Genomic DNA, 22,099 nt, shown 5'->3' with positions numbered 1-22,099 from the left:
TGCCTCTGGGGTGCATCGGCGCCATGGCTGCGGCCCTCATGTGGCTCGAGGAAACGGAATACACGCCCTATCTGTTGGTGTTCCTGCCGCTTTGGCGCTGGGCTCTGTGGGCACTCTGCCTGCTTGTTCGGAAGAAAACCTGGACCATAGTCCCGCAGCCCAAGCGGCTTGCGGCCCGCGTGGTCGCAACCGCACTTCTGGCCGGTGTCAGTCTTGCGTACTCGACCCATGTACCAGCCCACCTCAGCCCCCATGCACTTCACCTTGCGGGCGAAGTTCGGGGACTCGCGGGTACATCGTCAACGACATCTACACGGTGCGTGGCAGAGATGGCAGTTACTCCAAGCTCGCTCGGCGCGAGGATTTGATGAAGGGGTGGCGCGAGAGTGCGGGAAAGCCGGGTTACCCGGTAGGGGAGGCGGATCTGCACGTCGAGGAAACCAAGAAGACCATAATAAGCAGTGGTAATTTCTGCGGACCCTGAAATTGGCTCGATGTCGGGCAGGAGTATTCACTTGAACGCGTATTTCAACTTCCTGAAGGAGCGAGCTATGACTATGTGGGCGTCGACGTGCAGGTTTCGTATATGAGGAAGGATCGAGGAAAGCTGGGTATCGATGAGTTCAGTACCGCTCACTACACAGCTCATTTAGCGAGGCGGGTGTGGCACAACAACAACCTCATCAATGTGACGCATAAAACCGTGCCCAGGCCGCATCTGCACTGGGGCAGTTGGTCGATGGCGTTCGTCGCCACGCTCGCCGAGGGCACCGGCATCGCGTTCGCGCCGATGCTGGAGGAGGGGATGCGCTGTGCGGTGGGCTGCGTCATCTGCTTGCCGATTCGGCGGGGACTCGACCCTACGAATCCACGGGTCACCCGGTCGGCACACCCTGCAGTGCGAACGCCCCGCGTCGGGCCGGAGGTTGTGGGCGCCGGTGGGATCCGGACGGGTGGCTGGAGCGTCTAGGCGAATATGGACCTTGAGAAGCCCACGGCCACGGACCCGCAGGAGCCACCGGCCGGGCACGAGCAGCCGTCAGCGCCGGACGGGTGCCTCGTCGTCGCGATACGACTGCCCCTGCGAATCGTGGTGCTGGTGCTGGTCGTGCCGGTGCGGATGGTGTGGGACGCGCTCGTCGTCGCCGGGCGCTTCCTCAACGACACCATGCTGAGGCCGCTGGGGCGGGCGCTGCTCTGGCTCGGACGGGCGCTGTTCGTGTGGCCGTTCGTGGCGCTGTGGCGGTACGTCGTGGTGCCCTTCGCGACGGGGCTCGCCTGGCTGGGGAACGTACTCGTCGTCATTCCGCTGGTCTGGCTGTACCGGTACGTGCTCACTCCCCTCGGGCACGCGTGCGCGTGGCTGGCGCGGGGGATCGGGGCCGGGCTGGGGTGGCTGTACGCGCGCGTGCTCGCCCCGATCGGGTATGCGGCGATGTGGGTCCTCAGGGGGCTCGGGGCGGTGCTCGGCGCGCTCGGGCTCGGCGCGTACGCCGTCGTGGCGTGGCTGGTCCGGTATCTGCTCGTCGTCCCGGCCCTGTGGGTGTACGAGTGGGTCCTCGCGCCCCTTGGGCGGGCGATCGCCTGGTGCGCGAGGGGCCTGCTGTGGGCCGTGAGCACCATCGTCACCGGGATCGGGATCGCGCTGTACTGGATCGGGCGCGTGCTGTTCGTGCTGCCCGCACTCGCCGTGTACCGGTGGGTCCTCGCTCCCGTCGGCCGAGTGCTCGCCGCCATCGGCAGGGAGATCTGGGAGGCGCTCGGGCATGCGTGGCGGGTCGCCGGGCGGATCTCGCTCGCCGTCGGACGGTTCCTCGCGAGCCTCTTCCGGTGGACCTTCGTGGAGCCGGTGCGATGGGTGTACCGGACGGTGCTCACACCGGTCGGACACGTCGTCCGGGACGCGGTCCTGCGGCCCGCCGCCGAGGCCGCCCGCGGCGTGGGGCGGGCCACCCGGCAGGCGCTCGCCGGCGCCCGGGAGTCCGTACGGCAGGCGCGGGCCGACGTGCGGCGGATGCTCTTCGGGGAGCCGAAACCGCGGGAGACAGTGGCCCGACGGGAACCTCTGGGCCGTGAGACACGTACTCTTGGGAGCAGTACGACCGCTCTCACGAAGGACTGAACGACACTGGGCAAGCGACAGCCCGAAGGCCCGCCGCCCGCACCCGCGGTGCAGCGCATCCGACTGCGCTACACCAAGCGCGGCCGCCTCCGGTTCACCAGCCACCGTGACTTCCAGCGCGCCTTCGAGCGTGCGCTGCGCCGTGCCGAGGTGCCTATGGCGTACTCGGCAGGGTTCACGCCGCATCCGAAGGTGTCGTACGCCAATGCCGCACCCACCGGCACGGGCAGTGAGGCGGAGTATCTGGAGATCGCGCTCACCACAGCGCGGGATCCCGAGAAACTGCGGGTTCTGCTCGACGAGTCGCTGCCTACCGGCCTCGACATCGTCGACGCGGTCGAGGCCCGGACCTCGGGGCTCGCCGACCGGCTCACCGCTTCCGTGTGGGAGCTGCGGCTGGCCGGCGTGGAGCCGGCCGAGGCCGAGCGAGCCGTGGCGGCCTTCAACGCCGCCGAGGCGGTCGAGGTCCAGCGGATGACCAAGAACGGCGTCCGCACCTTCGACGCCCGACCCGCGGTCGTACAACTTGAAACACAGAGTGAAACGGCTGATAGGCCGACCGACCAGCCCTGTGCGATACTGCGGCTGGTTGTTCGGCACGTGACGCCTGCCGTACGACCCGACGACGTCCTGTCCGGTCTCCGCGCCGTGGCCGACCTGGCGCCGCCGGTCCCCGCAGCGGTGACCAGGCTGGCGCAGGGGCTGTTCGATGAAGAGACCGGCACGGTGACCGACCCGCTCGCGCCCGACCGCGAGGCAGCGACGGCCCCAACCAAGGCCGAGACCGCTGCCGCCGCGACGGCGCCGGCGTAAGGAAGGTTCCGCGCAGGGACGGTCGTCGAAGCGCCGCCCTCGTACTCGGGAGCCACCTGGGTCGGGCAGCGCACCGACCAGAAGACTTTCGCCAGGCCGTACGCATTCGGCGTACGGAACCGGCGAGACAGGACACAGAGAGCTCCCGTGCGGCGCCCGCGCCCCGGACGGCGGCAGTCGCGCAACGCGCGAGCCGCGGACGTCACCGGCATACCGCCGGACCAGGCGCGGCGCCCGGGAGCCTGACGGGAGAAACGCCCGCATGCTCGAACCGACCGAACCCAATGAGGGTTCCGAACTGAACACGCCCAGCGACACCCTGCCGCCGCGCCGGCGGCGCCGTGCCGCGTCCCGCCCGGCGGGCCCGCCGACGGCTGCCGCCGAGGCGCAGCCCACAGAGGTGGTCGAGCCGGCCATACCGGTCGCCGATGCCTCCGATGTGGCGGCCCTGACCGAAGACGCGGAGTCGGCCGAGAAGCCCCAGGAGAGCATCGACGCCGTCGTGGCCGCCGTGGCCGAGGCGACTTCTGAGGCCACGGACGCCGAAGAGACCCAAGAGGCCGAAGAGGCGGAGGGGACGGCGCAGGCCGCTCCTGCCGGACGTACGCGTCGGCGGGCGGTGCGTCGCGCTTCCGCGCCGGCCGGATCGCCGACGGCTGCCGCCGAGGCCGCCGAGACCGTGGTGCCGGTGGCTGCTGCCGCACCCGTGGCCGAGCAGGCGAGCACGGCCGCCGAAGAGCCCGCGGCCGAGAGCGCCGCGGCTGCCGAGGAGACGGCGCCGCCTCGTTCGCGTCGCCGTGCGGTGCGTCGGGCATCCGCCCCCGCTGGTGCTCCCGCGCCGACGGAGGCCGCCGAGACCGTGGTCTCCGATGCGTCCGATACGGCCGCTGAAGTGCCTGCCGCCGCTGAAGCCGCTGCCCCGGCCGGGGACGCCGAGGCTGCCGAGGAGGCCGCCCCGCGTCGTACGCGCCGCCGTGCCACCCGTCGGGTTTCCGTGCCCGCCGGTGCTTCCGCCGCCGACGAGAGCGCTGCCTCCGCGGCGGCCGACGAGAGCGCCGAGGCACCCGTGAGCGACGAGGCCCCCGCCGAGACCTCCGCCGACGCCGATGAGACCGCCGAGGCTGCCCCGCGTCGTACGCGCCGGCGCGCCACGCGGCGTGCGGCCGCTGCCGCCGACGAGACCTCCGAGGCCGTTGCCGCCGAGGCCCCCGCCGAGACGCCGGTGACGGCGGCGACGCCCGTGACGTCCGGTATCGACACTGTGAGCGCCGCGGTGGCCGGCCTCGGCGAGCCCGCCGAGGCGCCCGCCGCCGAAGCCGAGGAGAAGGCAGCCCCCCGCCGCCGTCGCCGGGTCGTCCAGCGGGCCGCCACCGGTTTCGCGGCGCCGACCCAGTCCGCCGCCTCCGAGGGCGGCGAGGGACAGCGCCCCGCGCGGCCTGCCATGGCCGTTTTCCAGGCGCCTGTGTTCACCGAGCCGCAGTTCCAGACGCCCCAGCGCGCAGCCGCCGAGGCGGCCGCGGAGGCGGAGACCGAGGACGTCGAGGAGTTCGCAGAGGAGCAGCCCGCCGCGTCGAAGCGCCGTCGCCGCCGCCGGGGTACCTCCGAGGACGAGGCCGCCCAGAGCGTCGAGGCGGCCGCCGAGGACGAGACCGAGGACGCCGAGGACGCGGAGACCGAGGACGCCGCCGACGGTGACGACGCCGAGGAGACCGGGTCGCGTCGGCGCCGTCGGCGTGGTGGCCGGCGTCGTCGTCGGGGTGAGTCCGCGGACTCCGAGTCCGAGGGCGGTGACGCCGAGGGCGACGAGGTTGCCGCGGCGCAGGCCGCACAGGACGCCGAGGACACCGCCGAGCAGGACGAAGAGGACGCCGAGGACGACCGAGGCGAGGACGGCGGCTCCAGCTCCAGCAGCCGTCGTCGCCGGCGCCGTCGCCGTCGCGCCGGTGACTCCTCCGTGGACACCGAGCCCGGCGATGGCGACCCCGAGCGCACCGTCGTCAAGGTCCGCGAGCCCCGCCCGAAGGCCGAGCCGTCCGACGAGGTGCAGTCCATCAAGGGCTCCACCCGCCTGGAGGCCAAGAAGCAGCGCCGCCGGGAAGGCCGTGAGCAGGGCCGTCGCCGCGTTCCGATCATCACCGAGGCCGAGTTCCTGGCCCGCCGTGAGGCCGTCGAGCGCGTGATGGTCGTCCGCCAGCACGGCGACCGCACCCAGATCGGCGTCCTCGAGGACAACGTGCTCGTCGAGCACTACGTCAACAAGGAGCAGTCGACGTCGTACGTCGGCAACGTCTACCTGGGCAAGGTCCAGAACGTGCTGCCGTCGATGGAGGCCGCCTTCATCGACATCGGCAAGGGCCGCAACGCCGTCCTGTACGCCGGTGAGGTCAACTTCGAGGCGCTCGGCATGGCCAACGGGCCGCGCCGCATCGAGTCCGCCCTGAAGTCCGGCCAGTCCGTGCTCGTCCAGGTCACCAAGGACCCGATCGGGCACAAGGGCGCGCGTCTGACCAGCCAGGTCTCCCTGCCGGGCCGTTACCTCGTGTACGTCCCCGAGGGCTCCATGACCGGCATCAGCCGCAAGCTGCCCGACACCGAGCGGGCGCGGCTGAAGACCATCCTCAAGAAGATCGTCCCCGAGGACGCGGGCGTCATCGTGCGCACCGCCGCCGAAGGCGCGAGCGAGGACGAGCTGCGCCGCGATGTCGAGCGGCTGCAGGCGCAGTGGGAGGACATCCAGAAGAAGGCGAAGGGCGGCAACGCGCCGACGCTGCTGTACGGCGAGCCGGACATGACCGTCCGGGTCGTCCGCGACATCTTCAACGAGGACTTCACCAAGGTCGTCGTCAGCGGTGACGAGGGCTGGGAGACCATCCACGGATACGTCTCGCACGTCGCGCCCGACCTGGCCGACCGGCTGCAGAAGTGGACCTCCGAGGTCGACGTCTTCGCCACGTACCGGATCGACGAGCAGCTCGCCAAGGCGCTGGACCGCAAGGTCTGGCTGCCGAGCGGTGGTTCGCTGGTGATCGACCGGACCGAGGCGATGGTCGTCGTCGACGTCAACACCGGCAAGTTCACCGGCCAGGGCGGCAACCTCGAGGAGACCGTCACCAGGAACAACCTGGAGGCGGCCGAGGAGATCGTCCGTCAGCTGCGGCTGCGCGACCTCGGCGGCATCATCGTCATCGACTTCATCGACATGGTGCTGGAGTCCAACCGGGACCTGGTGCTGCGGCGCCTGCTGGAGTGCCTGGGCCGCGACCGTACGAAGCACCAGGTCGCCGAGGTGACCTCGCTGGGGCTGGTGCAGATGACCCGCAAGCGGGTCGGCCAGGGCCTGCTGGAGTCCTTCTCCGAGACCTGCGTCCACTGCAACGGCCGCGGTGTCATCGTGCACATGGAGCAGCCGACCTCCGCCGGAGGCGGCGGCAAGCGCAAGAAGCGCGCGCGGGCCGGCGCCGGTCCGGAGCATGTCCACGAGGCCGCCGTCGCCGCCGAGCCGGTCGAGACGGCCGAGGAGGAGGCGGAGTCCGAGGCCGAGGTCGCTGCCGAGGCCGCAGAGCCCGCCGCACTCGCGGAGCCTGCCTTCGCGCCCGACGAGGAGCTATACAGCAGCGTCGCCGAGGCGGAGGCCGCAGCCGGGCGTGGCGGTCGTTCGCGTCGCCGTGGCGGTCGGCGGGCGTCCGCTCCGGCGGGTGCGCCGAGGAAGTCCGAGGCGGTGCCCACGGCTCAGGACGTGACCGTCGAGCAGGAGGTCGAGCGTCCGGTGCAGCCGGAGTCGGCCGCCGAGGCCAAGGCCGAGCCGATGGCCGTGGAGGACGCGGTCGTCGCGGCCCCGGCCACCGAGGAGGCCGCGCCCAAGGGGCGTACGCGGCGTCGTGCGACCCGCAAGGTGTCCGCGCCCGCCGGTTCGCCCGCAGGGTCCGAGGCCACCGTCGTGACGGTCGGCGAGGCCGCGTCCACCGCGTCCGAGCAGGCGGCGCGGGTTCCGGCCGAGGCTCCCTCGGAGCAGGCCGAGCCGGCTCCGGCCGCGGCGGTCGCCGAGAGCGCCGCTCCGGCCCGGACCCGGCGCCGTGCCGTGCGCAAGGCCACCGCGCCGACCGCGTCCGAGGAGACGGCCGTCGTGGTCGTCCCGGCCGCCGAGGCGGAGGCCGGCATCGCCGCGGAGGCCTCGGCCGCCGAGGAGGACGTCGAGGAGGCGGCTCCGGCCAAGAAGACGGCCCGTAAGACGGCCAAGAAGGCCACGGCGAAGAAGGCCGCCACCAAGAAGACCGCGGCCAAGAAGACGGCCGCAAAGAAGGTGACGGCCAAGAAGGCGGCGAAGACCACCAAGACGGCCGCGGCCAAGTCGACGGCGAAGAAGACCACGGTCTCGGCCGCCACCGACGAGTGATGCCCGACTGATGGGCAACAACTGAACAACTGATGCGTGGTGCGGCCGGTCCATGTGACCGGCCGCACTGCGTTGGAGCCCGGCCCGGTTTGACCCCCTTGGCCACGGCCCCGTAACCTTGACCGTCGGCGTGTCCCTGAATACAGGCACGCCACATCCCCGTAAACCTCATCCCTCCGGAGCGCAGGTTGTTCCGGAGAGGCCGTCCGCGTGCCGGGCGGCTGGACTGCGGGGGTGCCGTTCCCGAGCGAGAGAGTGAGATCCGCGTGTACGCCATCGTGCGCAGCGGTGGTCGCCAGCACAAGGTTGCTGTCGGCGACATCGTTGAGGTTGACAAGATTTCCACTGCCAAGGTTGGCGACACGGTCGAGCTCTCGACCCTGCTCGTTGTCGACGGCGACGCTGTGACCAGTGACCCGTGGGTGCTGGCCGGCATCAAGGTTCAGGCCGAGGTCGTGGACCACCACAAGGGCGTCAAGATCGACATCCTTCGCTACAAGAACAAGACCGGCTACCGCCGTCGTCAGGGCCACCGCCAGCAGTACACGGCGATCAAGGTCACTGAGATCCCCGCGGCTGCGAAGTAAGGGACTGAGGAGAGATGGCACACAAGAAGGGCGCATCGTCCACCCGTAACGGTCGTGACTCCAACGCTCAGCGCCTCGGCGTGAAGCGCTTCGGCGGTCAGGTCGTCAACGCGGGCGAGATCCTGGTCCGTCAGCGCGGCACCCACTTCCACCCGGGCGCGGGCGTCGGCCGTGGCGGCGACGACACGCTGTTCGCCCTGCAGGCCGGTTCGGTGCAGTTCGGCACCCACCGTGGCCGCAAGGTCGTGAACATCGTTCCGGTCGCCTGATCGGAAGCTTTCGCGAGGCGGACCTCACTTCCCTCACGGGAAGCGGGTCCGCCTTTCGCGTGTTAGTTCTCAGAGAACACCCCGTACGTAACTGGAGGCACATCCCATGACCACCTTCGTGGACCGCGTCGAGCTGCATGTCGCCGCGGGTAGCGGAGGCCACGGCTGTGCCTCCGTCCACCGTGAGAAGTTCAAGCCGCTCGGTGGACCCGACGGCGGCAACGGCGGGCGCGGCGGGGACGTGATCCTCACCGTCGACCAGTCGATCACCACGCTGCTCGACTACCACCACTCCCCGCACCGCAAGGCCACCAGCGGCAAGCCCGGTGAGGGCGGCAACCGCTCCGGCAAGGACGGGCAGGACCTGGTCCTGACCGTGCCGGACGGCACCGTCGTTCTCGACAGGGCGGGCAACGTGCTCGCCGACCTGGTCGGGCAAGGCACGTCCTACGTGGCCGCGCAGGGCGGCCGGGGCGGGCTCGGCAATGCCGCGCTGGCGTCGGCGCGGCGCAAGGCGCCCGGGTTCGCGCTGCTCGGTGAGCCGGGAGACCTGCAGGACATCGTCCTGGAGCTGAAGACCGTCGCCGACGTGGCCCTCGTCGGGTACCCGAGCGCCGGCAAGTCCTCGCTGATCTCGGTGCTGAGCGCCGCGAAGCCGAAGATCGCGGACTACCCGTTCACGACGCTGGTGCCGAACCTGGGTGTGGTGACGGCGGGCTCGACCGTCTACACCATCGCCGACGTCCCGGGGCTCATCCCGGGCGCCAGTCAGGGCAAGGGCCTGGGCCTGGAGTTCCTGCGGCACGTCGAGCGGTGCAGTGTCCTCGTGCACGTCCTGGACACCGCGACGCTGGAGTCCGACCGGGACCCCGTCTCCGACCTGGACATCATCGAGGCGGAACTGCAGGAGTACGGCGGGCTCGACAACCGTCCGCGAATCGTCGTCCTGAACAAGATCGACGTACCGGACGGCAAGGACCTCGCCGAGATGGTGCGGCCGGATCTGGAGGCCCGTGGCTACCGGGTCTTCGAGGTGTCCGCGGTGGCGCATCTCGGGCTCAAGGAGTTGTCGTTCGCGCTGGCCGATCTGGTGGGCAGGGCGCGGGCCGCGAAGCCGACGGAAGAGGCGACGCGGATCGTGATCCGACCGAAGGCCGTCGACGACGCGGGCTTCACCGTGACGCGCGAGGACGCCGGTGGCGAGCCGCTGTTCCGGGTGCGTGGTGAGAAGCCCGAGCGCTGGGTGCGGCAGACCGACTTCAGCAACGACGAGGCCGTGGGCTATCTCGCCGACCGGCTCAACCGGCTCGGTGTCGAGGACGAGTTGATGAAGGCGGGCGCCCGGTCCGGTGACGGCGTGGCCATCGGGCCCGAGGAGAACGCCGTCGTCTTCGACTGGGAGCCGACGCTGATGTCCGGCGCGGAGATGCTCGGCCGCCGTGGCGAGGACCACCGCTTCGAGGCGCCGCGGCCTGCCGCGCAGCGGCGGCGTGACAAGGAGGCCGAACGGGACGACGCCCTCCGGGAGTTCGACGACTTCGAGCCGTTCTGAGGCTTGGGGTGAGTGCGGCGTTGTCGGTGCCGTCGTCCGGGGGCTGTCGTCCCCGGACCCCCGCTTCGGCCTGAACGGCCTCGTCCTCAAACTCCCTCGGAGGGGGCACCCCCAGACAGGCTGAAATGCCTGGACCCGGCGTTGAAAGGCGCTGATGGCGCGTGAGCGCAGCCGCCGCCGGCCGCAAGGAACGCGGCTGGCCGGATTGGTTAACTCCGGGGAAATTCGCGGCGCATCCCAGGGCAACCCCCTCTCCCTCCGGTGAGTCCTACTGGGCGGCGTGGATGAGATCTTGAAGGTTCAGGTCTCTCCGCTCCTCAACTGCCCGCCGGATTCACGGAGATGACGTGCCTTCACCTTCCCAGCGCCGCACCCTCCTCTCTCGTCGGAGCCGGCTTGGACTTGCCACCGGCGTTGCTCTCGCCGCCGGCCTGCTGACCGTCCCCGTCGCAGGCGCCGCCACCGGGGACGCTCCAGGGGCGCCCGCTGCCAACGGGCTGCAGGACGACTTCGACGGCGACGGCTACTCCGACCTCGCGGTCGCGGCGCCCGAGGCGACCGTCGACGGGAAGTCGAAGGCCGGGTACGTCGCCGTGGTCTACGGGTCGGCGAGTGGGCTGAGGACCACCTCCAAGCAGGTCATCAGCCAGAACACGGCCGGCGTCACCGACTCCGCAGAGACGGAGGACCTGTTCGGCAGCGCGGTGAGCAGCGCCGACCTCGACCGGGACGGGTACGCGGACCTGATCGTCGGCGTGAGTGGTGAGGACTCCGTCGAGGGCGGTGCCGAGACGGGGCTCGTGCAGGTCCTGTGGGGCGGGGCGAACGGGCTGTCCGGCGGGGCGGCGCTGGCGTACGGGCGCGAGACCTATGACCGGCTCAGCGCCAAGGGGCAGCTGACTGTCGGTGATGTGAACGGTGACGGGGCGCCGGACCTGGTCGTCGTCGAGAGCCAGGTCAAGCTGCGGGTCGTCAAGGGCCCCTTCGGCCGCGACGGTTCCGCGAGCGGCGGGGAGCAGATCGTCCTGGACGAATCCGACCCCCGCTTCCTGGACCTGGCCACCGGCGACGTGAACGGTGACGGCATCGACGACGTCGTCGGCACCATGCACGACGGCGACGAGTACGACGCCCGCCGTGTCACGTACTGGCGGGGCACGCGGGACGGGCTCGCCGAGGGGGTCGTGCTGCGTGACGCCCGGGACCGGCGGGTGCAGGGCGGCGAGTCCCTCGACCTCGGTGACGTGAACGGGGACGGGTACGAGGACATCGTCGTGGGCCGTTCCGTCGACGGCTACGACGGCGACCTCGACACTCCCATCCCCACGGGCGGCCGGGTCGCCTTCATACCGGGCTCCGCGAACGGGCCCGTCGGTACGAAGGCGATGTACGTCAACCAGGACAGCGCCGGAGTCCCGGGCGCCGCCGAACGCGGCGACGGCTTCGGCTCCGACGTCTCGGTCGCCGACGTGGACGGCGACGGGTACGCCGATGTCTCCACGGGCGTGCCCGGCGAGGACTTCGACGGTCTGAGCGACGCCGGCGGTGCCGTCGTACTGCGCGGCGGCGCGAACGGTCTGACCGGCACCGGCGCAGGCGGAGTCAATCAGGCCACCGAGGGCGTGCCGGGCGCGGCGGAGACCAAGGACGCGTTCGGCGGCGCGACCCACCTCATGGACGCCGACCACGACGGCCGCGCGGAACTCGTCGTAGGCGCACCGGGGGAGAACGCGAACGCCGGGTCGGTGTGGGTGTTCAAGTCCACCTCGGCCGGCGTCACCCCGACGGGCTCGTTCACCTTCGGGGCGGGGACCCTCGGCACGGTCGCGACGAACGCGAAGCTGGGCTCCGGGTTCAACTACTGATCCAGCCGGGTTCACTCACTGATCGACCGGCAGACCCGTTGTGGAAAAGGCACCTTGCCGTGCCGCAGCGGGTCTTCCGTTGTCTCCCTAGTTGTCATGCACGCGAAGCTCACAGTTCAGCAGCCGGGCCGCCCTCGGGCGTGAGCATCCGAAGTGTCCAAGAGGCCAGCGAGGCAGGGGAGTTCGCCGATGACCGGTGTTTCCGGATCCGTATCGCCCGACCGACGCCGCTTTCTGACCGCGGGTGCCGCGGTGCTCGGCGCCGCGGCCTCCGCCCAGCTGTGGCTGCCGTCGGCCGCCCGGGCCGCCGAAACCCCGTTGCCCGACGGCGTGTTCAGCCTCGGTGTCGCCTCCGGTGACCCGCTGCCCGACGGCATCGTGCTGTGGACGCGCCTCGCCCCGGACCCGCTGAACGGCGGCGGCATGCCCGATCGCGTGGTGTCCGTCGAGTGGGAGATCGCCGAGGACGAGCGGTTCCGTAAACCGGTGCGCCGTGGGGTCGCCCAGGCCCGGCCCGAGCTGGGGCACAGCGTCCATGTCGACGTACGACGGCTGCGCCCGGGCCGTACGTACTGGTACCGCTTCCGCACCGGCGGCCAGCTCTCGCCCACCGGCCGCACCCGCACCGCGCCCCACCCGACGAGCTCCGGCGGCCGGCTGCGCATGGCGCTGGCCTCCTGCCAGAACTGGCAGCACGGCTACTTCACGCCGTACGCCGACATGCTCGACCAGGACCCCGACTTCGTCCTGTTCGTCGGGGACTACATCTACGAGTCCACGCCGTCGGCGACGGGTGTGCGCCGGCACGAGGGCACGGGTGAGCCGTACAGCCTGGTCCAGTACCGCAACCGGTACGCCCAGTACCGCACCGACCCGGCCCTCGCCGCGATGCACGCGAACGCGCCCTGGGTGGTCACCTTCGACGACCACGAGGTCGACAACGACTTCGCCGGCGAGATCCCGCAGGACCCGGACAAGCAGCCGCACGACGCGTTCGTGGCCCGGCTGACCGCGGGCTACCAGGCGTTCTACGAGCACATGCCGGTCCGCGCGAGCGCCATTCCGAACGGCCCGCACATCCAGATGTACCGCCGCCTGGAGTTCGGCCGCCTGGCCCGGCTCAGCGTGCTGGACACCCGGCAGTACCGCAGCGACCAGGTCAAGAGCCAGGAGGCGGCCCAGGACCCGTCGCTCACCATGCTGGGGGCCGAGCAGAAGAGCTGGCTGATCGACGGGCTGCGCCACTCGCCGGCCCGCTGGAACATGATCGGCTCGCAAATCATGATGGCCGAGACCGACCTCAAGGTCGGCGAGGGCAAGCTCTGGTACTACGACGCCTGGGACGGCTACCAAGCCGAACGCAACGCCCTGATGCAGGAGTTGAAGCAGGTCCGCAACCCGGTCGTGTTCACCGGCGACCGTCATCTGACGATGATCAGCGACCTCAAGGAGGACTACGCCGACCCGGGCTCGGACGTCGTGGGCGCGGAGTTCGTCGGTACGTCCATCTCCAGCAACGGCGACCAGGACCAGGACGCCTTCCACAAGGAGTGGGACCCGCGCCTGCCGGACAACCCGCACTGGAAGCTCCTCGACGCCCATCGCGGCTACCACCTCTTCGACATCCGCCGCGACGGCATCGACGCGCAGGTGCGGATCGTGGACACCGTGCGTGCGCAGACGGCCACGCCGAGCACGCTCGCCCGGCTGCGGGTCGACGCGGGCCGGCCGGGCGTCGAGGTCGTGTAACTCCCGCAACCTCTGTCACTTCCGTAACACCTGCTGGAGGGCCTGGGACTCATCCGTGTCCCAGGTCACTCTCAGCGCTCTCTCAGCAAGCTCTCTTACCGTCCTCTGACCATGGAGACGGACTGTACGAGAGATGAACTCCCGGCCAACGGCGGCGTGATCACCCCGCTCGCCACCGGGACCCGCCTGCTGCACATCGGCCCGCACAAAACGGGCACCACCTCGATCCAGGGCGCCCTGTTCGAGGCGAGGGCCGAGATGGCCCGGCACGGTGTCGAGTGGCCGGCCGCCACCCGGCACCCGATGGAAGCGGTCCTGGCCGCCTGCGCCCGCACCGGCATGATGGGCGACCCCGCCCCCACCGAGCGGCACTGGGAGCGGCTGCTCGAGCAGGTGCGCGGCACCGGGCGGCGGACGTCCGTGATCAGCAGCGAGTTCTTCGCCGACGCCCCCGACGACGACACCGTGGAGCGGATCGTCGAGCAGCTCGGCGGCGAGCGCGTGCACGTCCTGGTCACGCTGCGCCCGCTCGCGCGGATCATGCCCTCGCAGTGGCAGCAGTACGTGCAGAACGGCCTGCGCATGGGCTACGAGGACTGGCTGGAGCACCTGCTCAGGAAGCCGCCGTACGACAGGCCCACTCCCAGTTTCTGGCGTCGGCACCGGCATGACCGGCTCGTCGAGCGCTGGGCGCGGGTGGCCGGCGCGGAGCGGGTCACCGTCGTCGTGGTCGACGACCGGGACCGGGAGGGCCTGATGCGCGCCTTCGAGGCGCTGCTCGGGCTGCCCGCGCAGCTACTGCGGCCGATTCCGGACGCGGCGAATCGCTCGCTCACCCTGGCCGAGACCGAAATGCTGCGGAATCTTAATAAGGAATTCCGCGCCAATGAGCTGCCCGAAGAGCTCTATTCGCAGCTCGTCCGGAACGGCGCCGTGATGCATATGAAGAACACGTGCGCTCCCGGTCCCGGTGACGTGAAGATCTGCACCCCGCAATGGGCCGTCGAGGCCGCCGCCGGGATCGGTGCCGAAATGGCGGACCGGATCGTGTCGACCGGGGTGCGGATCATCGGCGACATGAGCCTTTTGTCCGCCGTGCAGCCGGCCGCCGTACAGAAGCCGGCGGCCAGGATCGACGCCGTACCGAGCATGGCTCCCGAGGTGGCGGCGCATGCGTTGTACGGGGCTCTTGCCGCGGCGGCCGGCGCTCCCGTGCGGCATGCCGCGCCCGCGAAGTCGCGCACCGTTCACCAGACGTCGTCCCGGGAGCTGGTGCGGGTGCTCGGCCACCGTTGCCTCAAGCGGCTGAGGCTTCGGTGAGCCTGTGTCGTTACTCACGGCAACAGCCGGGAACTTCCGGCGGGCTTCAGCGCAATGACCATGCGTACAAGGTGAATGACAGGTTGCGCGCACATATGCAGACGGGGACGCTCACCTTGCACTGCGGTAACCCCAAGTGGGACCATTTCCAGGTTCCCAGTCGCCACAAGGTAGGTCACCTGTGTCCCAGCACATAGCCAAGCCCCGTACCACCGCAGTGATCCTGGCTGGTGGTACCGGCCAGCGCGTGGGTCTGTCGATCCCCAAGCAGCTGCTGAAGATCGCCGGCAAGGCAGTCATCGAGCACACGTTGACCACCTTCGAGAAGGCCGACTCGATCGACGACATCATCGTGCTGATGGCGCCCGGTTACGTGCCGGGCGTCGAGAAGATCGTCGCCAAGGCCGGGTTCAAGAAGGTCAAGAAGATCATCGAGGGCGGCTCGACCCGGAACGAGACGACCGAGCGCGCCATCGACGCCCTCGGCGAGGGCCTGGCCGAGGGCGAGGACCTGAACGTCCTCTTCCACGACGCCGTGCGCCCCCTGCTGTCCCAGCGTGTCATCGACGACTGCGTCGTGGCGCTGGACCGCTTCCAGGCCGTCGACGTCGCCATCCCGTCCGCGGACACCATCATCGTGACCCGCACGCACGGCGAGGACGGCGAGTTCATCACCGAGATCCCGGACCGCTCCCGGCTGCGCCGCGGCCAGACGCCGCAGGCGTTCAAGCTGTCCACGATCAAGCGGGCCTACGAGGTCGCCGCCGGTGACCCCAACTTCCAGGCCACGGACGACTGCTCCGTCGTGCTCAAGTACCTGCCGGACGTGCCGATCCACGTCGTCGCGGGTGACGAGTACAACATGAAGGTCACTCAGCCCGTCGACGTCTTCATCGCCGACAAGCTCTTCCAGCTGGCCTCCACCGCCACGCCCGAGCAGGTCAGCGAAGAGACCTACCGCGAACTGCTGACCGGCAAGACCGTCGTCGTCTTCGGTGGCTCCTACGGCATCGGCAAGGACATCGCCGAACTCGCCGAGTCCTACGGCGCCAAGGTGTACGCGCTGGGCCGCTCCACCACCGGCACCCACGTGGAGAACCCGGAGGAGGTCGACGACGCGCTGTCCAAGGCGTACGCCGAGACCGGGCGCATCGACTACGTCGTCAACACCGCCGGCGTGCTGCGCATCGGCAAGCTCGCCGAGACCGACAACGCCACCATCGAGGAGGCGCTGAAGGTCAACTACCTCGCCCCGGTGCAGATCGCGCGGTCCTCGTACAAGTACCTGGCCGAGACCAAGGGCCAGCTGCTGCTGTACACCTCCAGCAGCTACACCCGCGGTCGCGCCGAGTACAGCCTGTACTCCTCGACCAAGGCGGCCATGGTGAACCTCACCCAGGCCCTGTCCGACGAGTGGGCCGGCGACGGCATCCGCGTCAACTGCATCAACCCGGAGCGCACCGCCACCCCGATGCGCACCAAGGCCTTCGGCCAGGAGCCCTCGGGCAGCCTGCTCTCCTCCGAGGCCGTCGCCCGCACCTCCCTCGACGTGCTGCTCTCCGAGCTGACCGGCCATGTGATCGACGTCCGCCAGCAGGACCCGACGGCGGCCGCCGGGAAGGCGTCCGGCTTCGAGCAGGCGCTGGCCAGTGTTCTGGACCGCCAGGACGGCATGGCATAATCATCAGTTAATAGCCTTATGGAATTCAGGCCTCTGCGATTCTTCGTTCACGAAGAATTCACAGGGGCCTGAGTCCTTCCCCCTTCAGACCGGCCCCCTCCCTGAGCAGGTTCTCCGTGATATCCACCGCTATTCGCGTCGCCCGGGTGGGCAGCGCGGCCGAGCTGGCCGCGGCGGCCCTCATGATGCTGGGCTTCCCGGCGCTCATGCTGGCCGCGCTCGTCCCGAGCGTTCCCGCCTTCGCGGCCGCGGCCGCCGTGACGTACCTGGCGGACCACTATCTGCACCGCAAGGGCAGCTATCTGGTCAACCGCCTGAGCAAGGTGCGGGCAGGTCTGTCGATCCGCTTCCTGATCAGGCAGTTGCTGCTGATCCTGCTGCTGGCCCGGCTCGGCCTCGCGGACGACCTGATCTACTACGGCGCGATCGCCTGCTTCATCGCCTTCTACGGCCTTCAGGCCCCGCACGGCGCGCTGGTCACCCTGATCCGCAACCGCCGCCGTATGCCGGTCGCCACCCGCAACGTCGACCTCGCCTCGCGCATCCGCATCCCGGACGCCCCGCCGCGCAGGCTGCTGCACCGCTCCGCGGAGAAGATGCTGCACCTCGACCTCGCGGCGGTCGCCGGCATCCTCGTCTCCGCGTCCCTCGAGTCGGCCGTGGTCGGCTTCGTCGGCATCGGCATCACCGTGGGTGTGGGCTGCAGTTACGTGCTGGCGCTCGTGCCTTACGTGCGGGGGTCGAAGATCCCGCCGAACGCCGACACCGTGCTGGCGGCCGTCGACGACTGGCTGGGCGAGTACCAGCCTGAGACGGTGCTGTACTTCTCCGGCTCCAAGGACTCCGCGTACCAGGTCAACATGTGGCTGGAGACCATGGAGCAGCTGGACTCCAAGCCGCTGATCATCCTGCGTGAGCGCGTCATCCTGAACAATCTCGCGCCCACCACGGTCCCCGTCATCTGCGTGCCCGGCGGTGTGCACCTGATGAACCTGGACCTGTCGAACGTGCGCGTCGCTCTGTACGCGGCGAACGTCGGCAAGAACATCCACCTGCTGCGCGTCCCGACCATGAAGCACGTCTTCATCGGCCACGGCGACAGTGACAAGCTGGCCAGCGTCAACCCGTACAGCAAGGTCTACGACGAGGTGTGGACTGCCGGCCGCGCGGGCCGCGACCGCTACGCCATCGCCGACGTCGGTGTCCGCGACGACGACATCGTCGAGGTCGGCCGCCCGCAGCTGGCGCCGATCCAGGGCTGGAGCGGTGTCCCGGAGGGCCGGATCCCGACCGTGCTGTACGCGCCGACCTGGGAGGGCTGGGACGGCAACCCCGGCAACACCTCGATCGTGCTGGCCGGCGAGAGCATCGTGAAGAAGCTCGTGTCGGCCGACCCGCCGGTCCGCGTGCTGTACAAGCCGCACCCCTTCACCGGCACCGTCAGCAAGGAGGCCGGAGCCGCGCACCGGCGGATCATCGCCCTGGTCGAGCAGGCCGCCGCCGAGCGAGTCACCGACGCGCGCTTCACGGCCGACACCGCCACGCTGACCGCCGCCAAGGCCGAGCTGGCCCGCATCGAGGCCCGCCTCGCCGAGCTGTCGGGGAAGGGCAAGGGCAACGGGAAGGGCAACGGCAAGGGTGACGAGGCCGAGGCCACCCGCGACGGGCTGGTCGACACCGCCAGGCACGAGGAGGTCGCCCGGCTGCGCGCCGAGTGGAACACCGCGTACTGGCGCTCCTTCCCCGGCCATGAGCACCGCGTCATCACAGGCGCCGAGCCGCGCCTGTACGACTGCTTCAACGTCTCCGACGCGATGGTCTCCGACATCTCCAGCGTGGTCTCCGACTTCATCGCCAGCGGCAAGCCGTACGCCGTGACGGACTCCGCCGAGCTGGGCGTGGAGGAGTTCAAGCGGGCGAACACCGCGGTGCGCGCCGCGACGATCCTGTCCAACAGCGCGGCCGAACTGGGCGAGCTGCTGGACGCCGTACGGGATCCGGCCGCCGATGCGCTGGCCGCGGACCGCGGGGAGCTCAAGCGGTACCTGCTCGGCCCGGACGAGCCGACGTCCATCTGCCAGTTCAACACCGCGGTGGCGAAACTCGCGATCAAGGCCGAGACGCGCAATGTCGGCCAGGAGTCGCGGACGGCGACCGGAGCCGACATGGACCCCGAGCCCGAGCCCGACCCCGTGCCGGCGACCGTGCCGGTGCCGCGGGCGTCGGCGGCCGAGGACGACTTGACCGCCTGACCCACGACCGACGCAGCGGCCCCCGAGGAGCGATCCTCGGGGGCCGCTGCGTCGTTTCTGAAGGGCCACTTCCACTTCCCGAATCACGTGAGCCCATGTCAGTTCGCGATGTGATCTGGCCCACCAAAGCACCGGCCTGAGGCAACCGCTTGCAACGGCCAGCCGTCTACCAAGTAGCGAATGAGGCGATACGGGGGAAATATCCCGTTGACAAGGGGGAAACGTGACCGTCACGCAGCCTGATGTGACTGTGATCATCGGGGCGTACGAAGCGATGCCGTACCTGGTCGAGTGCCTGGCTTCCGTCGAGGCGCAGACCATCGGCCCGGGGCGCATCGAGGTCATCGCCGTCGACGACGGTTCGACGGACGGCACGGGGGAGTGCCTGGAGGAGTTCGCCGCCCGCGCGGCGATGCCGGTCACCGTGATCCGGCAGGAGAACTCGGGCGGCCCCAGCGGCCCGCGCAACGTCGGTCTGGGGAAGGCCGCAGGGCGTTTCGTGTTCTTCCTGGACGCCGACGACCGGCTGGGCCCCGAGGCCCTGGAGCGCATGGTCGCGATGGCCGACAAAAACGGCACGGACGTGGTGCTGGGCCGCATCGAAGGCGTCAACCGCACCGCGCCCAAGTCGATGTGGGGCAAGACGCTGGACCGTACCGACGTCTTCTCCTCGAACATCAAGTTCACGCTGAGCGCGCAGAAGCTGTTCCGCCGCGACCTGCTGACCCGGCACGACATGCGCTTCGACGAGTCCCTGTGGACCGGCGAGGACGCGCTGTTCACGATGGAGGCCTACCTGCGGGCGGACGGCGTCTCCGTCGTGGCCGACCACACCTGCTACTACCTGGTGGGCCGCGACGACGGCAAGCACGTGACCAAGAGCGGCGGCTACACCCTGCGCTTCGACTCCGCGCGCGCCCTGATGAACCTGATCGCCGAGCACGTACCGGCGGGCCCGCGGCGCGACCAGCTCATGCTCCGGCCCTTCCTCATCACCCTGCTGCCGCAGTTCGGACCCCGGTACGCCAAGGACAGCGAGAAGGTCCGGCAGCACAAGCTTGAGCTCGCCAAGCCCCTCATGGATGCTTACTGGACCCCTGGCATCGCCGGCCGGCTCAAGGTCCACGAGCGGCTGCGGCTGCACCTCGTCGCCGAGCAGCGCCCCGAACTCCTGCTGGACGTCGTGCAGTTCGTCAAGGCCAAGAAGCAGGCGGCGGCCCTCCTGGAGAAGAAGGGCCGCCGGGTCTACCTCGCCTACCCGCACTTCCGGGACGCCGCGGCCGGCATACCCGACTCCGTGTACCTCGCCGAACCGCGCGAGGCCCGTGCCTTCCCCGGATACCGGGAGGGCGGCGTGGACTCGTTCCTGCGGCGGGCGGTGCGCAAAGCGCGCCGGACGCTGAGTTCCTCGGGCGGGGCTACGCCGGGTGGGCGGGCCGCTGCGGCGTGAAGGACCGTCGCTGATCGGGGATCTCGGGGGTCTCCGCGGCCAGCCGCTCCGCCATCCGGGCGCGGTGCTCGCCGGCCTCCGAACACAGCGACTGCACGGCCTCGTTGAAGCGCACCTGTGACGGCGGCTCGTCCGGTCCCAGCAGGTGCCGCTTCAACTCCACCCGGGCCTCGACCAGTTGGTCCTTCTCGGGGTGTCGTACCGCGTCCAGCAGCTCCGGCACCCCGGCCGCGTCCGGCGTCAGCACCGTCCCCGCGCGCACGGTCGGGAAGGCCTTGCGGAACACGTCCTCCGCAAGGCCGCTGGTGTTCGCCACGGCGTACGGCTTCCCGCTCGCCAGGAAGTCGCTGATCACGCTGGACACATCGCTGATCAGCAGGTCCGCCTCGTTGAAGCAGGCGTACAGCGTCGGCCGGGCGGCCGTGACGACCTGGTGCTCCCACTCCGGCAGCGAGGCCCAGTACGCCTCCTCCCAGGCCGCCGTCGCCCGCGTCACCGCCTGCGCCCGCCCCGGCTCCGGCGCCGACTGCAGCAGCATCCGCTCGAGCTGATCGGCGGACGCCCGCACGTCGGTCGTGGTGAGCCGGTCCAACTCCGCGGTACGAAGGGCGAGTTCACCGGTGTCATGCGGGCGCTCGCCGGTCCGCTCCCGGTTCGCCGCCGTGATCAGCTCGCGGATGCGCAGATCGGCGGCCCCCGCTCGCGGATCCACCGACCCCGTCAGCGGATGCGGCTTGTAGAGCAGCCGTACGCCCGCGTCCGCGAGCAGCGCCCGTACGAGGTTCTCGCCGGCCTCGATCACCGAGGTGTTGCCGGGGTTGCCGTCCCAGCCCTCCCAGGTCGGGGCGTACAGCACCGTCGTGCACGCCCCGCTCGGCGGGCCCGCGTACGGCCGGACGTCGTCCAGCTGCGGGCGGCCGATCTCCACGACGTCCTTGTCCTCGACGCCGACCTCGGCGTACGCGTACCGCTCGCGCGCCGCCGGACCGGCCACCCACACCTCGTCGTAGGCCTTCGCGTACGGGTTGCACGACGACAGCTTGTCGCTCTCCCCGTGGTTGACGAAGGTGTGCTTGAGCGTGGGGATGCGCAGGACCTGGGAGGTCTTGCCGGAGTTCGAGGGGTGGATGAGGACCTGGAGCGAGGACTCCTCCAGACGCATCAGCGTGGAGACCTTCGGCAGGCACAGGACCGGCACGTCGGTCGGCGCGATCTTCTGCACCATGAACCGCTCGCGCAGCACGATCAGCGGCCGTCCGTCGAGCTTCGCGAGGGGCTCCAGCCACATGTTCGCCTGGTACGCCGAGGACGCGCCGCCGGAGAAGTAGAGCCCGGCCGTCGGCCGGTACTCCGCCAGCCAGGCGTCGAGCCACTCCAGCGTCTCCCGCTCACCCGCCGGGCGACGGCTCGGCAGCAGCCGTACGAGAAGGTCGCACAGGCCCACCAGGGCCAGGCCCAGGGAGAGTGCGACGCCCAGGGCCGCGCAGCGGGGGTCGTCGGTGGTCGCCGTGGCCAGCAGGCCGGCCGTGGCCGGGAGGCCGAAGACCAGCAGGCGGGGCCCCGGGCGGCGCAGCAGGATGGGCGGGGCGGGGGACAGCCGCAGGGCGGTGGCGTCGATGTTGCGGGTGACCACCGGCAGCGTGCGGGTGCGGCGGACCAGCACAGAGGCCGCCTGGATCGCGCAGTGCAGGACGTAGAAGGCGAGCAGGCCCGCAATCAGCGGGGTGTACACCGGCTCCCGGTGCTGCTCGCCCAGCCGCAGCAGGCACACGATCAGCAACAGGTCCCGCAGCACATGCCGCACGGTGATGTCCGCGTGCGACTTGGCGAACACCGACAGCATGCCGCGCTGCCAGCGCAGCAGCACGCCCTCGACGGCCAGGGACAGGGCCGTCGCGCCGAGCAGCAGCGGGACGTGCGGGCGCAGCGCCGCCACGGCCTGGGCGCAGAAGGCGGCGGCCAGGAGAGCCGTGACGAGCGCTCTCGCCGGGATGCGGGACAGGGGTGCGGGCAACTGCGGTCACTCCAAGATCGGCGCGGGACGCG

14 protein-coding genes are annotated in these 22,099 nt (G+C 70.4%); 13 read left to right on the top strand and 1 reads right to left on the bottom strand.

Translation table 11 applies throughout. The annotated features are described in order from the left end of the window. Positions 1–559 precede the first annotated feature (559 nt). The 13 genes from ACFY5C_RS13440 (at position 560) to ACFY5C_RS13380 (ending at position 20,053) form a co-directional block, all read left to right on the top strand. Complete coding sequence (locus ACFY5C_RS13440; RefSeq protein ID WP_389443933.1) at positions 560–970, top strand: hypothetical protein; 411 nt, start codon at positions 560–562, stop codon at positions 968–970. Between the two features lie 6 nt (positions 971–976). Then, positions 977–2,122 carry a hypothetical protein gene (locus tag ACFY5C_RS13435; RefSeq protein ID WP_389443931.1) on the top strand — a complete coding sequence of 382 codons (1,146 nt, stop codon included), beginning with the start codon at positions 977–979 and terminating at the stop codon, positions 2,120–2,122. A 48-nt stretch (positions 2,123–2,170) separates the two neighbouring features. Then, positions 2,171–2,935, top strand: coding sequence for a TIGR03936 family radical SAM-associated protein (locus ACFY5C_RS13430; protein WP_389443929.1), 765 nt, complete (start codon positions 2,171–2,173; stop codon positions 2,933–2,935). A 262-nt stretch (positions 2,936–3,197) separates the two neighbouring features. Continuing rightward, positions 3,198–7,328, top strand: a complete 4,131-nt coding sequence (locus tag ACFY5C_RS13425; RefSeq protein ID WP_389443927.1) for a ribonuclease E/G — start codon at positions 3,198–3,200, stop codon at positions 7,326–7,328. Positions 7,329–7,594: 266 nt separating this feature from the next. Next, positions 7,595–7,915: a 50S ribosomal protein L21 gene (rplU, locus tag ACFY5C_RS13420; RefSeq protein WP_007381993.1), complete on the top strand. Its 321-nt coding sequence runs from the start codon at positions 7,595–7,597 to the stop codon at positions 7,913–7,915. Positions 7,916–7,929: 14 nt separating this feature from the next. Next, on the top strand, positions 7,930–8,184 hold the full coding sequence (rpmA, locus tag ACFY5C_RS13415; protein WP_010041940.1) for a 50S ribosomal protein L27: 255 nt from the start codon (positions 7,930–7,932) through the stop codon (positions 8,182–8,184). 106 nt (positions 8,185–8,290) lie between these two features. Then, positions 8,291–9,736: a GTPase ObgE gene (gene obgE, locus ACFY5C_RS13410; protein WP_389443925.1), complete on the top strand. Its 1,446-nt coding sequence runs from the start codon at positions 8,291–8,293 to the stop codon at positions 9,734–9,736. Positions 9,737–10,083: 347 nt separating this feature from the next. Beyond that, positions 10,084–11,601 (top strand): FG-GAP-like repeat-containing protein, encoded by a 1,518-nt coding sequence (locus ACFY5C_RS13405; protein WP_389443923.1) that lies wholly within the window; start codon positions 10,084–10,086, stop codon positions 11,599–11,601. Between the two features lie 189 nt (positions 11,602–11,790). After that, positions 11,791–13,350, top strand: coding sequence for an alkaline phosphatase D family protein (locus tag ACFY5C_RS13400; protein WP_389443921.1), 1,560 nt, complete (start codon positions 11,791–11,793; stop codon positions 13,348–13,350). A 111-nt stretch (positions 13,351–13,461) separates the two neighbouring features. Then, a complete protein-coding gene (locus ACFY5C_RS13395; RefSeq protein ID WP_389443919.1) occupies positions 13,462–14,670 on the top strand; it encodes a hypothetical protein in 1,209 nt (402 codons plus the stop codon). A 181-nt stretch (positions 14,671–14,851) separates the two neighbouring features. Next, on the top strand, positions 14,852–16,351 hold the full coding sequence (locus ACFY5C_RS13390) for an SDR family NAD(P)-dependent oxidoreductase (RefSeq protein ID WP_389443918.1): 1,500 nt from the start codon (positions 14,852–14,854) through the stop codon (positions 16,349–16,351). Between the two features lie 146 nt (positions 16,352–16,497). Continuing rightward, a complete protein-coding gene (locus ACFY5C_RS13385) occupies positions 16,498–18,603 on the top strand; it encodes a hypothetical protein (RefSeq protein WP_389444141.1) in 2,106 nt (701 codons plus the stop codon). A gap of 223 nt (positions 18,604–18,826) precedes the next feature. Continuing rightward, positions 18,827–20,053 (top strand): glycosyltransferase family 2 protein, encoded by a 1,227-nt coding sequence (locus ACFY5C_RS13380; protein ID WP_389443916.1) that lies wholly within the window; start codon positions 18,827–18,829, stop codon positions 20,051–20,053. On the opposite strand, the gene ACFY5C_RS13375 is transcribed toward ACFY5C_RS13380, so the two are convergent. Then, complete coding sequence (locus ACFY5C_RS13375; RefSeq protein ID WP_389443914.1) at positions 20,022–22,067, bottom strand: hypothetical protein; 2,046 nt, start codon at positions 22,065–22,067, stop codon at positions 20,022–20,024. The two genes, ACFY5C_RS13380 and ACFY5C_RS13375, sit on opposite strands and share 32 nt — an antisense overlap. Positions 22,068–22,099: the final 32 nt, after the last annotated feature.

This window comes from Streptomyces sp. NPDC012935 (assembly GCF_042900345.1).
In the GTDB taxonomy this organism is placed as follows: Bacteria; Actinomycetota; Actinomycetes; order Streptomycetales; family Streptomycetaceae; genus Streptomyces.
The sequence above is the reverse complement of the archived record's forward strand: the minus strand, read 5'-3'. Positions and strand labels throughout refer to the sequence as shown.

Excerpts from the sequence above, each read along its gene's own strand:
- ACFY5C_RS13400 (WP_389443921.1), top strand. The coding sequence starts at position 11,791 with ATGACCGGTGTTTCCGGATCCGTATCGCCCGACCGACGCCGCTTTCTG.
- ACFY5C_RS13425 (WP_389443927.1), top strand. The coding sequence starts at position 3,198 with ATGCTCGAACCGACCGAACCCAATGAGGGTTCCGAACTGAACACGCCC.
- obgE (WP_389443925.1), top strand. The coding sequence starts at position 8,291 with ATGACCACCTTCGTGGACCGCGTCGAGCTGCATGTCGCCGCGGGTAGC.
- ACFY5C_RS13395 (WP_389443919.1), top strand. The coding sequence starts at position 13,462 with ATGGAGACGGACTGTACGAGAGATGAACTCCCGGCCAACGGCGGCGTG.
- rpmA (WP_010041940.1), top strand. The coding sequence starts at position 7,930 with ATGGCACACAAGAAGGGCGCATCGTCCACCCGTAACGGTCGTGACTCC.
- ACFY5C_RS13435 (WP_389443931.1), top strand. The coding sequence starts at position 977 with ATGGACCTTGAGAAGCCCACGGCCACGGACCCGCAGGAGCCACCGGCC.